This is a genomic window from Polaromonas sp. YR568 (genome assembly GCF_900116715.1).
Lineage (GTDB): Bacteria > Pseudomonadota > Gammaproteobacteria > Burkholderiales > Burkholderiaceae_C > Polaromonas.
Map to the genome: position 1 here is coordinate 237,976 of NZ_FPBM01000001.1, position 15,133 is coordinate 253,108.

At 61.7% G+C, this 15,133-nt stretch carries 14 protein-coding genes; 11 read left to right on the plus strand and 3 right to left on the minus strand.

Annotated elements, in window-relative coordinates:
* Nucleotides 1–128: 128 nt before the first annotated feature.
* From BM408_RS01130 to BM408_RS01140, 3 genes are read left to right on the plus strand one after another with little or no spacing between them, the layout of a single operon-like run.
* Nucleotides 129–644: an RDD family protein gene (locus tag BM408_RS01130; protein WP_092126085.1), complete on the plus strand. Its 516-nt coding sequence runs from the start codon at nucleotides 129–131 to the stop codon at nucleotides 642–644.
* Nucleotides 645–680: 36 nt separating this feature from the next.
* Entirely contained in the window at nucleotides 681–1,133 is a 453-nt protein-coding gene (locus tag BM408_RS01135; RefSeq protein ID WP_254774664.1) for a diacylglycerol kinase, read from the plus strand.
* Nucleotides 1,130–1,750, plus strand: coding sequence for an LOG family protein (locus BM408_RS01140; RefSeq protein WP_092126087.1), 621 nt, complete (start codon nucleotides 1,130–1,132; stop codon nucleotides 1,748–1,750). Before BM408_RS01135 ends, BM408_RS01140 begins: the two co-directional genes overlap by 4 nt.
* 1 nt (nucleotide 1,751) lies before the next feature.
* Here the strand turns inward: BM408_RS01140 and BM408_RS01145 are convergent, their stop codons facing one another.
* Entirely contained in the window at nucleotides 1,752–2,090 is a 339-nt protein-coding gene (locus tag BM408_RS01145; RefSeq protein WP_007869659.1) for a P-II family nitrogen regulator, read from the minus strand.
* Between the two features lie 162 nt (nucleotides 2,091–2,252).
* Entirely contained in the window at nucleotides 2,253–3,941 is a 1,689-nt protein-coding gene (locus BM408_RS01150) for an NAD+ synthase (protein WP_092126089.1), read from the minus strand.
* 25 nt (nucleotides 3,942–3,966) lie between these two features.
* On the opposite strand from BM408_RS01150, the gene BM408_RS01155 reads away from it, so the two are divergent.
* From BM408_RS01155 to BM408_RS01180, 6 genes are all read left to right on the plus strand, one after another.
* Nucleotides 3,967–5,220 (plus strand): GNAT family N-acetyltransferase, encoded by a 1,254-nt coding sequence (locus tag BM408_RS01155; RefSeq protein WP_092126091.1) that lies wholly within the window; start codon nucleotides 3,967–3,969, stop codon nucleotides 5,218–5,220.
* Between the two features lie 72 nt (nucleotides 5,221–5,292).
* The gene (locus BM408_RS01160) at nucleotides 5,293–5,625 is read left to right on the plus strand and encodes a hypothetical protein (RefSeq protein WP_092126093.1); all 333 of its coding nucleotides are present in this window, start codon (nucleotides 5,293–5,295) and stop codon (nucleotides 5,623–5,625) included.
* A 22-nt stretch (nucleotides 5,626–5,647) separates the two neighbouring features.
* The gene (locus BM408_RS01165) at nucleotides 5,648–6,412 is read left to right on the plus strand and encodes a hypothetical protein (RefSeq protein WP_092126095.1); all 765 of its coding nucleotides are present in this window, start codon (nucleotides 5,648–5,650) and stop codon (nucleotides 6,410–6,412) included.
* A 71-nt stretch (nucleotides 6,413–6,483) separates the two neighbouring features.
* Nucleotides 6,484–7,482, plus strand: a complete 999-nt coding sequence (locus tag BM408_RS01170) for a tetratricopeptide repeat protein (RefSeq protein ID WP_092126097.1) — start codon at nucleotides 6,484–6,486, stop codon at nucleotides 7,480–7,482.
* Between the two features lie 155 nt (nucleotides 7,483–7,637).
* A complete protein-coding gene (locus BM408_RS01175) occupies nucleotides 7,638–9,314 on the plus strand; it encodes a wax ester/triacylglycerol synthase family O-acyltransferase (protein ID WP_092126099.1) in 1,677 nt (558 codons plus the stop codon).
* Between the two features lie 83 nt (nucleotides 9,315–9,397).
* Complete coding sequence (locus BM408_RS01180) at nucleotides 9,398–10,231, plus strand: lipase family protein (protein ID WP_092127216.1); 834 nt, start codon at nucleotides 9,398–9,400, stop codon at nucleotides 10,229–10,231.
* Nucleotides 10,232–10,406: 175 nt separating this feature from the next.
* Here BM408_RS01180 and ppa read toward each other — a convergent pair whose 3' ends face one another.
* Complete coding sequence (gene ppa / locus BM408_RS01185) at nucleotides 10,407–10,946, minus strand: inorganic diphosphatase (protein WP_092126101.1); 540 nt, start codon at nucleotides 10,944–10,946, stop codon at nucleotides 10,407–10,409.
* A 310-nt stretch (nucleotides 10,947–11,256) separates the two neighbouring features.
* Between ppa and BM408_RS01190 the strand changes: the two genes are divergently transcribed.
* Nucleotides 11,257–13,449, plus strand: coding sequence for a sodium-translocating pyrophosphatase (locus BM408_RS01190; protein ID WP_175541679.1), 2,193 nt, complete (start codon nucleotides 11,257–11,259; stop codon nucleotides 13,447–13,449).
* A 253-nt stretch (nucleotides 13,450–13,702) separates the two neighbouring features.
* Nucleotides 13,703–15,052, plus strand: coding sequence for a putrescine-ornithine antiporter (gene potE, locus BM408_RS01195; RefSeq protein ID WP_092126105.1), 1,350 nt, complete (start codon nucleotides 13,703–13,705; stop codon nucleotides 15,050–15,052).
* The last annotated feature ends 81 nt before the right edge of the window (nucleotides 15,053–15,133 follow it).

The window sequence follows — 15,133 nt, forward strand, 5'->3', positions numbered from 1 at the left end:
GCGCCGCCGGCCCGCCACCGGCCCGGATTTATTGGCCCGCTCCCGCTGCAGTCACCTGCCGGCGAGCATTCATAGCGATACACGTGACAGTCACCGATACCCCCCAAATACCGTCCCTGCCCAGGCGCATGGCCTGCTGGATGTACGAAGGCATGCTGATGTTCGGCGTGGTTTTTCTTGCCGGATACCTGTTCAGCACACTGAGCCAGACCCGCAACGCGCTGGACAATCGCCATGCCCTGCAGGCCTTTGTGTTCGTCATTTTCGGGATCTACTTCGTCTGGTTCTGGGCCAAGGGCCAGACGCTGGCCATGAAGACCTGGAACATCCGCGTGGTGGATGTCCATGGCGCACCCATCACCCAAAAACGCGCCCTGCTGCGCTATGCCTTCAGCTGGCTATGGTTCCTGCCCCCGCTGGCCGCAAGCTGGATATTCGCGTTGCCAGGCCGCGAGGGTGCTGTGCTGACTTTGGGTTGGGTCGCGATCTGGGCCATCCTGGCGCGCTTTCATCCCCAGAAACAGTTCTGGCACGACGCCTTTGCAGGCACGCGATTGATCACCTGGGTAGCGCCCGAAAGGCCTGGCCGCAAGGGCAAGCCCAAGCCAGAAGCCGCCGGTGCCGCACCTTCCAGCCAGCCCTAACATCAACATGCCATAAAGCTGCGCCACAATCGCCCCATGTCCGAACAAGTTCCGCTTTCCGCCTCAGTGCCAGCTTCCGCCAGCCCCGCCGCCCACACGGCTGTTGATGAGCAGGTCAATCCCCAAAAAAACCGCAAGGGCCTGAGCCGCGTCTGGCACGCCACCGGCTACTCTATTGCCGGCCTGCGCGCCGGTTGGCATGAAACGGCGTTTCGCCAGGAGGCCATCGCCTCCATCGTGCTCATACCCGCCGCTTTCTGGCTGGGCCGCAGCTGGGTCGAGACCGTTTTGCTGGCCGGCACGGTCATCCTCATCATGATCGTGGAGCTTCTCAATACCGGCATCGAAACCGCCATTGACCGGATTGGCCCCGAATGGCACGACCTGTCCAAGCGCGCCAAGGACATGGGCAGCGCCGCCGTCCTGCTCAGCCTGCTGCTTTGTGCGGGCACCTGGGCCATGGCGCTTTTTCAACGATTTACCGCATGAACATTGGCATCAACGAAGTGACCGAAGCTCAAAAACCTGCCTTTTCCATTTGCGTTTATTGCGGCTCACGCCCTGGTAATCAACCTGAATTTGCTGCGACTGCCGCCCTGGTCGGAACCTGGATCGGCACCCATGGCGGCCAGCTGGTCTACGGCGGCGGCCGAAACGGCCTGATGGGCATCCTGGCAGACGCGGCGCTGGCCGCCGGCGCCCGGGTGGTCGGTGTCATTCCCAAAGCGCTGGTCGAAAAAGAATGGGCCCACACGGGTTGCACTGAGCTGCACATCGTCGAAAACATGCATGAACGCAAACGCATCATGGCCGAGAAGGCGGATGCGTTTTTGGCCTTGCCAGGCGGCATCGGCACACTGGAAGAGCTCTTTGAAGTGTGGACCTGGCGCCAGTTGGGCTATCACGACAAACCAGTCGGACTGCTCAATATGGGCGGCTATTACGACAACCTGCTGGCCTTCCTGGACGCGTCAGTGAAGGCCGGGTTCATGAACGAATGGCTGATGGACCTGATACGCACAGGCACCAACGCCGAACCCTTGCTCGAAGCCCTGGTGCAATCGGCAGGCATGACACCTGCAGCCACCCGCCTCGACCAAATCTGACCTAGACCGCCGCTTCGTCTTCCTCACCGGTGCGAATGCGCACCACGCGCTCGACGCTGGTGATGAAAATCTTGCCGTCGCCGATCTTGCCGGTGCGCGCGGCGCGCACGATGGCATCCACACAGCGCTCCACGTCTTCGGTTTTCACCACGACTTCAACCTTGACTTTGGGCAGGAAGTCGACCACGTACTCGGCGCCACGGTACAGCTCGGTGTGACCCTTCTGGCGGCCGAAACCCTTGACTTCCGTAACCGTCAGGCCGGTCACGCCGCATTCGGCCAAAGCCTCACGGACTTCTTCGAGTTTGAAAGGCTTAAGGACAGCGGTAATTTGTTTCACTGAATATCTCCGTTGGTTTTAACTATCTTCAAAAGCATTTAGCGGCGTGCGACATGCAAGGTCTTCACCAGCAGGGACCGCGGGACTGGCTTTGCCAGACCGCAGGCGCAGCGGCCCCCTCGGGGGGCAGGGAGCTACGCGAAGCGAGCGACCGTGGGGGCCTCATTGTCTGAATTTGCTGGTAATAGGATAGCGCCAATCCTTGCCAAAGCTCCTGTGGGTGACCCTGATGCCCACCGGCGCCTGGCGGCGCTTGTATTCGTTGATGCGGATCAGGCGCGCTACACGCTCAACCACCGCCCGGTCAAAGCCGGCGGCGATGATGCCTTCCGCGCTTTCGTCATTCTCCATATAGCGCGACAAAATGGCATCCAGCACCTCGTACGGCGGCAGGCTGTCCTGGTCGGTCTGGTCGGGGCGCAGCTCGGCGCTGGGCGGGCGCGTGATGATGCGCTCGGGAATCGGGTTGCTGCCGGTGCCATAAGGATCATTGGCATTGCGCCAGCGCGCCAGGCGAAACACCGAAGTCTTGAGCACGTCCTTGATCACCGCAAAGCCGCCCGCCATGTCGCCGTAAAGCGTGCAATAGCCGGTCGCCATCTCGCTCTTGTTGCCTGTCGTCAGCACGATGGAGCCGAACTTGTTGGACAGCGCCATCAAAAACACCCCGCGTATGCGCGCCTGGATGTTTTCTTCAGTCGTGTCTTCCTTCAGGCCCTTGAATTCGCCCGCCAGCGAAGCCTTGAAGGCCTCGAACTCAGGCACGATGGAAATCTCGTCATAACGCACCTTTACCCGCTCGGCCATTTCGCGCGCGTCGATCCACGAGATGTCGGCCGTATAGGGCGAAGGCATCATCACCGCGCGCACCTTGTCGGCGCCCAGCGCGTCGACCGCAATCGCCAGCACCAGGGCTGAATCGATACCGCCCGACAAGCCCAGAATCGCGCCTGGAAAGCCGTTTTTGCCCAGGTAGTCGCGCACACCCAGCACCAGCGCGTCCCACAGGTCGGCTTCATGGCTGCGCTCGGGAATGGTGTTCGCTATTAATTTAATAGCTTCCTGCGTACGTTCTGCCTGGGTTACAAACAGGTTTTCCTTAAAACTCTCGGCCCGGCCGGCCAGGGCCCCGTCCGCTTGCAGCGCAAACGAGCGCCCCTCAAACACGATTTCGTCCTGCCCGCCCACCATGTGCGCATAAATCAATGGCAGGCCGGTGGCCAGAGACCGGGCCTGCATCATCTGCTCGCGCTCGCCGCCCTTGCCGACATGGAAAGGCGAGGCATTGATAACGACCAGCAGCTCGGCGCCGGCCTCTTTGGCCAGGCGGGCCGGCTCTTCAAACCAGGCGTCCTCGCAAATCAGCAGGCCGATGCTGATGGCGTCGTCGCCCTCTCCGGCCTGGAACACGCAGGTGCCCTGCCCCGGCGTGAAGTAGCGGCGCTCGTCAAACACCTGGTAATTGGGCAACTCCCGCTTGGCATAGGTTTCGATCATGCGGCCTTCGCGAAGCACTCTGGCGGCGTTGTGGCGCTGCTGCACTTCCACGCTTTTGGTGCGCAAGCCCTTGCCGTTGTCGCCGTGCGTGGGCGTGCCCACCACCACCGTCAGGCCTTTTAACCCGGCCAGCTCACGGGCCACCTGATTCACGGCATCATCACAGGCCTGGATGAAAGACGGGCGCAAAAACAGGTCTTCCGCCGCATAGCCGCAAATCGCCAGCTCGGGTGTCAGCACCAGGCGGGCGCCGTCCGCATAGGCCGTGCGGGCCGCCTCGATGATCTTTTGCGCATTGCCTGGCATGTCTCCTACGCAATAGTTCAGCTGGGCAACGCAGATTTTGAGTGGCATGTAGAAGTAAAACCCCGAAAAACACGTGAAAAAAGACTCAAACGATTATGTCATCCGCGTGCTGGATTCGCCGCTGAAGGTCAATGCCGCCGAATGGAACGCCTTGCTGGCCGCGCAAAGCCCGGGCGAGGCCGTCAACCCCTTTATGCGCCATGAGTACCTGGCCGCCCTGCACGAAAGCGGCAGCGCCACGCCTGAAACCGGCTGGACGCCCTGCTTTGTCACGCTGTGGAAAGGCGACGCACTGGCCGGCGCCTGCGCGCTCTACCTCAAAGACCACTCCTACGGTGAATACGTGTTCGACCACGCCTGGGCCAATGCCTACCAGCAGCATGGGCTGCCCTACTACCCCAAAGCCGTGGCCGCCGTGCCCTTCACGCCCGTCCCTGGCGCCCGCCTCCTGGCACGTACGCCGGCCGAGCGCACCTTGCTGGTCAAGGCGCTGGTAGCCTGGTGCACGGAGGAAGACCTTTCTTCCCTTCATCTGCTGTTCACCGCCGACGAAGATGTCGCCGCCTGCCAGGAAGCCGGCCTCATGCTGCGCCACACCGTCCAGTTCCATTGGTCTGGCCCGCCCTCCGGCTACCGCGACTTCGACGACTTCCTCGCATCCCTCAGCCAGGAAAAGCGCAAAAAGATCCGCCAGGAACGCCGCAAGGTGCAGGATGCCGGCATTAGCTTTCGCTGGTCGCAGGGCAAAGAGATCAGCGACGCCGACTGGGACTTTTTCTACCGCTGCTACGAACGGACGTATTACGAGCACGGCAACGCACCCTATCTCAGCCGCGACTTCTTCCAGCGCATGCAGGACACCATGCCGGAAAACTGGCTGCTGTTTGTGGCGGAGCACGGCGCTGACGGCCAGCGCCGGCCCATTGCGACAAGTTTGATAGCCATCAGCCCCAATCCCGCAGGGGCAAATGGCCAACTTCATGCGCAGAACCGGCCGCTGACCGCCTACGGCCGCTACTGGGGCGCCCTCGCCCGTGTGGACTGCCTGCACTTTGAGGCCTGCTACTACCAGCCGCTGCAGTGGTGCATAGAACACGGCTACCAGCGTTTTGAAGGCGGCGCACAGGGCGAGCACAAAATGGCCCGCGCCCTGCTGCCCGTCAAGACCACCAGCGCGCACTGGCTGGCGCATCCCGCGTTTGCCGACGCGGTAGAGCGCTTTCTGGAGCGGGAAGGCGCGGGAATCGCGAACTACATGGAAGACCTGGAGCGCCGCAACCCTTTCAAGCGGGAGTCGCCCCCGAGCCAGGCAAAGCCGGCGGTTTAAGTCGCCCCGCCTGCCAGGCAATCCATTCATGCCGATAGCGCCCATTTGCTATAAATACCCCAAAGGAATCCCATGCCCGATAACACCCCCACAGAACAAGGCCAGTACAAGGTCAATCTCGTCGAATGTCCCGGCCTGAGCGCCGACCAGCGCGCCGCCGCCGAATTGCGCTTTCGCATGGCGCTTGAATTTGCCCTGGGCGGCCCCGAGTACGTGCTGCCCTCACTGCAGGCCTACATGCTGGCGCAAACGTTGCAGGAAGACCTGCCGCTGGAAGGCGCCTCCGAAGCCGAGGAGCAGGTCATCGCGCTATGGCAGCACGCAGAGACCGACGCCATCCTCGCAGCCATGCGGCCCTTGGGCGACAACATGGACAACGCGCGCTTCGAGATCGTCCCACTCTGAAAGCCGCAACACCTTCTTTTCGATGACGGATATCGCCACACCTGCCCCGGCTCCGCCACTGGGCCGCACCCACGCCCGGCGCCTGCGCGACATCTACCGCTCCGCCGGCTGGCCTTCGCAGGACCTGCTGGAGATTGAACTGCTCGCCAGCGGCATGCTGCAACGTGTGGCCGGCCCGGCGGGCCATGAAACCCTGCGTGTCACCGACGCCGGTGTGGCTTACCTGGCCGAGACATTGCTGCGCAACCGCGCGGCCTTGTCCAAACACGAAGCGCTGGTCGGGCGCGTTGCCGGCGAGATGGTGCGCGCCGGCCGCATCACCTGGCGCGGCTTGAGCCTGCGCGCCCAACTTCCTCCTGAAACCGAAGGCGGCAAAGTGCGCTGGTGCATGGTGCGGCCCGACGTGTTCTCGATCCGCAATACCACAGTGCAGGAATACGTGGACCCCATCGTTCACGAGATCAAGGTGCACCGCGCCGACCTGCTGGGCGACCTGCGCCGCCCCGAAAAGCGCGCGGCCTACCTCGACCTGGGCGGCGAGTGCTGGTACGTACTGGGCTGCGACGCCAAAGGCCGGCCCATAGGCGCTGCTGATGAAGTTCCCACCGAGTGCGGCGTGATGCTGATGGAAAACAATCGCCTGCTTGTTGTTCGCGCCGCGCCGCGCCGCGCGCGGCAGCAATTGCCGCTCGGCGTATGGATGGCCCTGGCCAAAGCGACACCGGTGGCCGGGCTGCATGAAGACGAGCAAGGCATGCTGTCGGATGCGGATGTGACCGGCGGCTAGCTCGCACCTCTCATGCAAAATGGCCGCGGGCATCTCGTCTGCTCACCCGCCATCTAACTCATAAATACCATATGCATTTTTTCAAATCAGGGCAAAAGTTCGTCATTGCATTCACAGTTTTTCTCCTCGGAAGCGCGCTAAATTCCAGCGCATTCGCGGTGTCCAAGCCGGAGTCAAAAAACGTCGCAGAAGCAAGGGAACTGATCGATATTGATTACGGCGACGGGAGTGTGCAGAAGGCGATTCCCCTGCTTGAAAGAGCATTCAAAACGGACCCCAACGATGCGAACCTGCTCGTGCAGGCAGCGAGAGTCGCCGTCAAAGACGGTCACCTTTCGTTCGAGAAATTTCGCAACAATCCCTGGCAAAACTACGCCGACTTTCTGGACAAGGCATTGGCGATAGACCCGGCCAACGCCAAGGCGCACATCCTGAAGGCCCAGGTGTTTGAAAGCCAGGGGAATTACGCGGAACAATTAAACGAACTCAACAAGGCAAAGGCTTCGGGTACAGATGACCCGTGGCTACTCCATGGCTATGGCACGTATTACTTGAACGTCAGGTCGTTCAATGATGCGATCAGCTATTTCGAGATGATTGAAGCTCGCGGACCAGGCAAGACAGCATCCGACAGGAAGGCATACGTTGTGGCGCTATACGACGCCTCGAAATTCAAACTGAAAAATGAACCCCTTCTGGAAAGAACCAGAAAGTATGCGGCTTTGGCGCTGCAGAACAGGTACCCGACGGATGCCTGGACGCCGCAAGGGTATGCGGCAGCCTTTATCGCCCAGCAGGCATTTGACGACGCCATTGTTTATTCCAAGGCGGCGCTTAAAACCATGAACTTCGGGCTGGGACGGCTGACGCTGGCCGTGGCCTTATACGGCAAGGCAGCCCAACTGACTCTGGCACAAGGCCCGGAGCAGGAGATAAAACCATTGCTGGATGAAGCCAACGCTCTCGGTTTCAGGAAGGCGGATGTTTTTGGCTATATGAACGCGTGTTCTGGCTGCCGCTCTCATTTCAGTGAAATTGGCCCTACTCTCGAAAAAATAATCCCAAACTAAGGTCGCAGCCGATAGTGGAACGAGAAGCAGGTATCTGCGGGACTACTTCAAACTCAAACGCACGTACAGCAACGGCCTGACACAAAACGCCCCGGCAAACCCTAGTGCCGCAGTACTGCTCACTCGGTTAACGTCTCCTCACGGAGACAATAACCATGAAATCCCTCACCGGCCTCGACGCGACCTTTTTGTACCTTGAAACCCCCGAGATGCCCATGCATGTGGGCTCGCTCAATCTGTGCGAACTACCGGAGGGCTTCAAGGGCAGCTTTCACAAGGCGGTGAAAGACCACATCAGCAAACGCATGCACCTGGCGCCGGTGTTCAGCCGCAAGCTGGTGTTCATGCCGCTGGATCTGGGCCATCCGCTGTGGGTGGACGCCGACGAGGTGGACATCGACTTTCATATCCGCCGTGCAGACCCCGTCAAAAAAGGCGCGGCGCCCATGACGCTGGCCGAGGTGCACAAGCTGTGTGCCCAACTGCACGGCGAAGTGATTGATCGCGACTTCCCGCTCTGGGAGTTTTATATTTTTGACCGCATCCAGTTGCCAGCATCGCAAGGCGGCAAGGTCGTCGCGGGCTTTTTCTCCAAGATCCATCACGCGGCGCTGGACGGCAAAGGCGGCGTGATGCTGGCCAATGCCATGCTGGACTTGAGCCCGGTGCCGCGCGACGTGGCGCCGCCCGACCCTGAGCGCAAGCGCAAGCTGGAGGCCGACCTCAAGCTGGGCAAGATGATCGGCTCAGTGTTTTCCAGCTCGCTTGGGCAGCTGGCCAAGGTTGCCAAGTCGCTGCCGGCCGCGGCCTCCACCTTCGGCAGCACGCTGGCAAAGCAGTCCATCGGCAGCTCCGCAACCGGCGTCAAGGCCAAGATGCCGATGCGCCTGGCGCCGCAAACGCCCTTTAACGCCGGCATCAGCTCGGGCCGCGTGTTTGTTACCGCCACCATCCCGCTGGCCGAAACCAAAGCCATGGGCAAGGCAGTGGGCGGTTCGTTCAACGACATGGTGTTGTGGATCTGCTCGACCGCGCTGCGCAACTACCTCACGCAACACCACAGCCTGCCCAAAAAATCGCTGGTCGCCGCCATGCCGGTGTCGCTGCGCGAAGCCGGCGCCACCGACGCAAGCAACCTGGGCAACCAGGTCAGCATGAGCCTGGTTGAGCTGGGCACGCACCTGGCGCACCCGCTCAAGCGCATGAACGCCATCATGGCCTCGACCGGCAAGGTCAAGACTTCCATGCAAAGCCTGAAGGGTTTGCTGCCGACCGATTACCCCTCATTGCTGGCGCCGTGGCTGGTGGGCGGTGCGGCCAAGATGGCGCTCAACGCCTATGGCAAAAGCGGCATGGCCAGCCGCCTGCCCATGGTGGCCAACCTGGCCATTTCCAACGTGCCGGGCCCGCCTGTGCCGCTGTACCTGGCCGGCGCGAAGTTTCTGACCTTCCACCCGCTGTCCATCATCCTGCACGGCCTGGCGCTCAACATCACCATCCAGACTTACGCCGGCCATGTGGACTTCGGCATCATTGCCGACAAGAAAGCATTGCCGCATGCCAAGGACCTCGCGAAGGCGATTGAGGATGCGTTTACCGAGGCGCAGGCGCTGATGGCCAGCGCGCCATCTGCGGAGCCTGCCGCTGCGCCAGCGCCTGAAAAAGCGGCCAAGGTGGCAGCAAAGAAAACCGTCAAAAAAGTTGCAGCGAAAGCCCCGATGAAAGCGCCAGTGAAAGCGCCCGCAAAGACCACAGCAAAGGCAGCCCCGGTAAAAACCCGCAAAACAACTGTCACGAACGTGACGAAAACGACTGCCAGGCGTGCAAGTTAGAGGCGTCTCCCTCTGTAAACAACCGTAACCGCCTCCATACTGCTTCTGTCGGAACTCCAAAAAGACACTCAATGCTCCAAGCCATGGCAAGCCCGTCATCCAAGCGAAATTCTTCCAGTTCCCCCCACGACTCCCACAAACCGCCCCTGCACGACGTTCCTCCCAGCGCCTGGCTGCTGGCGCTCGAACTGCGCGCCTTCTGGGAATTCGGCGCCCTGCTCCCCAGCTGGCCGCTGCTGGCCCGCGCCCCGCGGGGTGACGGCCATGCGGTGATGGTGTTCCCCGGCCTTTCAGCCAATGACGCCACCACCGTGCCGCTACGCCACTACCTGCAGTCGCTCGGCTACAGCCCCTGGGGCTGGGACCAGGGCTTTAACTTCGGCCCGCGCGCCGGCGTGCTGGAAGAAGCCAAGGACAACCTGATCCGTACCTTTGAAGCCACCGGCCGCAAGGTCAGCCTGATCGGCTGGAGCCTGGGCGGTGTGTACGCACGCGAGCTGGCCAAAGAGTTGCCGCACATGGTGCGCGGCGTGATAACCCTGGGCTCGCCTTTTGCGGGCTCGCACAAGGCCACCAACGCCTGGCGTATTTATGAACTGACCAGCGGCCGCAGCGTGGAGCGCGAGTCCGAGAACTACGACCTGCCGGCCGCGCCGCCTGTGCCCACCACCAGCATTTACTCGCGCACTGACGGCGTGGTGGCCTGGCAAGCCAGCATCCAGGCGCCCAGCGCAAGCAACCCCAAAACAGAAAACATCGAAGTGCTGGCCAGCCACATCGGCCTGGGCGTGAACCCCAGCGCCTGGTGGGCGGTGGCCGACAGGCTGGCGCAAGCCGAAGGCCAATGGAGGCCGTTTCCGCGTGAAGACAAGGGGCGGCTGCACGGCCTGGTTTATCCGGATCCGGCGCGGGCTTAGCCTCAACGACCACGCGAATAAACGAACAAGACAAGAAAAAGCGCCTGAAGGATCAAACCTTCAGGCGCTTTTTTTTATGCTTTATCGGCAACAGGGCTTGCTATGTTATTGATAGCGGCTTACGCACATCCCGTGCGGGCTGGAACCCCAAGTTACCGGGATTTTCAGGTCAAATTCAGGCTTTTCCGTCTTTGGCGTAGTTGGCGATGCCGTCGGTGATTTCTTTCTTCGCGGCGTCCGGGCCTTCCCAGCCCAGCACCTTGACCCATTTGCCTTCTTCCAGGTCTTTGTAGTGCTCAAAGAAGTGGGAGATGGTCTTCAGGCGCAACGGGTTCATGTCTTCGGGCTTTTGCCACTGGGTATAGAGCGAGCATTTCTTGTCGATGGGCACCGCCAGCACCTTGCCGTCTTCGCCGGCCTCGTCCTGCATCTTCAGGATGCCGATGGCGCGGCAAGTGACCACCACACCGGGGATCAGCGGCACGGGCGTGATCACCAGCACGTCGACCGGGTCGCCGTCGCCGCTGATGGTCTTGGGCACGTAGCCGTAGTTGGTCGGGTAGTGCATGGACGTGCTCATGAAGCGGTCCACAAAAATCGCGCCGGACTCTTTGTCCACTTCGTACTTCACCGGATCGGCGTTCATCGGGATTTCGATGATCACGTTGAAAGATTCGGGAACGTTTTTACCGGGGGAAACTTTATCGAGGGACATGGTCGCTTTGAGTAGGTAAGAAAAAAGAAAACGGGAAGATGACGGAGAGATGAAAACGAGAGAGCCCAGCGTGGTGGATATCACCCGGCAGCCTGGGCAGGCGCTCAGTATTTACCCTCATTTTACTGATTCATACCTTACGCCCGGCCAAGTTGTCACGTTTTGGCAGTAAATTTCAAAGGTTGGCCAATCGTCTCCACCGTATGTTGGGAGCAGCGAGGAAGCAACGCAGCGGGGGTTAAGACACCATTTGCTAGCGTTGCAACCCCCTCCAAGCGAAAAACAACGTAGGAGATTTCACATGTCAGCTATGACAGGCAACTCAGCGCTCATTCTTGCGCTGGTCTGCGGACTGATCGCCGTCGGGTACGGCATCTGGGCACGCAGCTGGATTCTTTCGCAGGACGCGGGCAACGCCCGCATGCAGGAAATCGCGGCAGCCATCCAGACCGGCGCTGCTGCTTACCTCGCAAGGCAATACAAAACCATCGCCATCGTCGGCGTCGTCCTGGCGGTGCTCATCGGCCTCTTCCTCGACGGCAAGACCGCCGTCGGCTTTGTGGTCGGCGCGGTGCTCTCGGGCGCCTGCGGCTTTATCGGCATGAACGTCTCGGTGCGCGCCAATGTGCGCACCGCACAGGCGGCCACCAAAGGCATTGGCCCCGCCCTGGACGTCGCCTTCCGCGGCGGCGCCATCACCGGCATGCTGGTGGTGGGCCTGGGCCTTTTGGGTGTGACCGGTTTTTACTGGTTCCTCACCGGCAACGGCGCCTATACGCCGGACGTCAAACTGGCCAACCTGCTGAACCCGCTGATCGGTTTTGCCTTCGGCTCATCGCTGATTTCCATCTTCGCCCGGCTGGGCGGCGGCATTTTCACCAAGGGCGCCGACGTCGGCGCCGACCTGGTGGGCAAGGTCGAGGCCGGCATCCCTGAAGACGACCCGCGCAACCCGGCCGTGATTGCCGACAACGTGGGCGACAACGTGGGTGACTGCGCCGGCATGGCCGCCGACCTGTTTGAAACCTACGCGGTCACGCTGATCGCCACCATGGTGCTGGGCGCCCTGCTGCTGTCCAACGCCGGCGCCACCGCCGCGGCCTACCCGCTGGCGCTGGGCGGCGTGTCCATCATCGCCTCCATCATCGGCTGCTTCTTCGTCAAGGCCTCGCCCGGCATGAAGAACGTGATGCCGGCCTTGTACAAAGGCCTGGCGATCGCCGGCGTGCTGTCGCTGATCGCGTTTTACTTCGTCACGATCTGGCTCATGCCCGACAACGCCGTGACGGCCACCGGCACGCAGATGCGCCTCTTCGGCGCCTGCGCGGTCGGCCTGGTGCTGACCGGCGCGCTTTGCTGGGTCACCGAGTACTACACCGGCACGCAATACAAGCCCGTGCAGCACATTGCGCAGGCCTCCACCACCGGCCACGGCACCAACATCATTGCCGGCCTGGGCGTGTCCATGCGCTCCACCGCCTGGCCCGTGATTTTTGTCTGTATCGCCATCCTGGTGGCCTTCAAGCTGGCGGGCCTTTACGGCATCGCGATTGCAGCGACTTCCATGCTGAGCATGGCCGGCATCGTGGTCGCGCTGGACGCCTACGGCCCCATCACCGACAACGCCGGCGGCATTGCCGAGATGGCCGAGCTGCCCAGCAGCGTGCGCGACATCACCGACCCGCTGGACGCCGTGGGCAACACCACCAAGGCCGTGACCAAGGGCTACGCCATCGGCTCCGCCGGCCTGGCAGCCCTGGTGCTGTTTGCCGACTACACCCACAAGCTCGACGCCTATGGCACCACCATCAGCTTTGACCTGAGCAACCCGCTGGTCATCGTCGGCCTCTTTATCGGCGGCCTGATTCCTTACCTGTTCGGCGCCATGGCCATGGAAGCCGTGGGCCGCGCTGCGGGTGCGGTAGTGGTCGAAGTGCGCCGCCAGTTCCGCGACATCAAGGGCATCATGGACGGCACGGGCAAGCCCGAGTACGACACCGCGGTTGACATGCTGACCACAGCGGCCATCAAGGAAATGATGATCCCTTCGCTGCTGCCTGTGGTGGTACCTATCGTGGTGGGCCTGGCCCTCGGCCCGCAGGCCCTGGGCGGCTTGCTGATGGGCACCATCGTGACCGGCCTCTTCGTCGCGATCTCAATGTGCACCGGCGGCGGCGCATGGGACAACGCCAAGAAATACATTGAAGACGGCAACCACGGCGGCAAAGGCTCGGAGGCGCACAAGGCCGCCGTGACCGGCGACACCGTGGGTGACCCCTACAAGGACACCGCCGGCCCGGCCGTCAATCCGCTGATCAAGATCATCAACATCGTGGCGCTGCTCATCGTGCCGCTGGTGATGAAGTTCCACAGCGGCCCCGCACAGGCAGCGCCCGCCGCTCCCGTGGCCGAGCCCCCGGCCGTGAGCGCACCGGCTGCAACGCCGACCATGGCGGCCCCGGCGCCTGCAGCCGCCACGCCAGCACCTGCGGCCTCCAAGTAAGGAAGGCTCCCCCGGCAAAAAGCCCGCTTCGGCGGGCTTTTTTTATGGCACGTCCGCCCCGCAACAGGCACATGGTTTCAAGGTGAAAACCATTGTTACCGACTGTATACGCGCGGCATTTTCTGCACGGTCAGGCGCTTTTTAAATGCCACACTAGTTGCACCTTCGACTGTGTTTTGCCGTGCTTCGCCGCTCCGGCTTCGCATGTTTTCGAAGGATCTCAGCAAAAAACTTTCATTCAGGGAGGAATGACATGAGCAACAACAGTAGCAATAGCAGCAACCATAAAAAAATGAGCGTGTCGCAGTTGACGATGCTTACCGCCGTCAACATGCTGGGGTCAGGCATCGTCCTGCTACCCACCAAACTCGCCGAGATCGGCGCGATCTCGATACTTTCGTGGCTGGTCACCGCCACCGGCTCGCTGGCGCTGGCGTACTGCTTTGCGCAGTGCGGCATGCTCAGCCGCAAATCCGGCGGCATGGGCGGCTATTCCGAATACGCCTTCGGCAAGGCGGGCAACTACCTCACCAACTACACCTACGGCAGTTCGCTGCTGATCGCCAACGTGGCCATCGCCATCACCGCCGTGGGCTACATGACCGAGCTCTTCGGCGTGAAGCTGGACCCCATGCAGGTCGGCCTGGCCACCATCGCCCTGCTGTGGATCACCACCTTTGCCAACTTCGGCGGCGCGCACATCACCGGCAAGATCGGCAGCGTCACCGTCTGGGGCGTGATCGCACCGGTGGTGGCGGTCTCGACAATCGGCTGGTTCTGGTTCAGCGCCGACACCTACATGGCCGGCTGGAACCCGCACAACAAGTCGCTCTTTGAGGCGGCCAGCAGCTCCATCGCGATCACGCTGTGGGCTTTTCTGGGCATGGAGTCGGCCTGCGCCAACGCCGATGCGGTGGAGAACCCCGAGAAAAACGTGCCCGTCGCCGTGCTGGGCGGCACCATTGGCGCGGCGGTGATTTACATCGCCTCTACCAATGTCATCGCCGGCATTGTGTCCAACCCCGAGCTGGTGGCCTCCACCGCGCCCTTCGGCCTGGCCTTCGCGCAGATGTTCAACCCGATGGTCGGCAAGGTCGTGATGGCCATGATGGTGCTGGCCTGCGTGGGCTCGCTGCTGGGCTGGCAGTTCACCATCGCCCAAGTGTTCAAGAGCTCGGCCGACACCGGCTACTTTTTGCCGGTCTTCGGCATCGTCAACAAGGCGGGTACACCCATCATCCCCATGCTGATCCTGCTGGCGGTGCAAACCGCCCTGGCCCTGCTCACCATCAGCCCCGATTTGACCAAGCAGTTCGACACCCTGGTCAACCTTGCGGTGGTGACCAACATCATTCCCTACATCCTGTCGATGGCGGCGCTGATCACCATCCAGAAGATCTCGGGCGTGGACCCGAAAAAGGCGTTTTTTGTCAACGCCATCAGCCTGGTTGCGGCCGCCTACAGCTACCTGGCGCTCTACAGCTCTGGCACACAGGCGCTGATGCTGGGCGGCGTGGCCACCATCTTCGGCTACACCCTGTTCGGCTTTGTCAGTACGCGGCTGATACGGCTCGAAAAAGAAAAGCCGTACTCCCCAAACTGAAGCCGAACTGAGGCTGCGCAAAGGCCGGGCCGCCGGCCGGCCCAGCCCGTCCGATCCGCTTTGCCAAAAGGCATTCCTTTT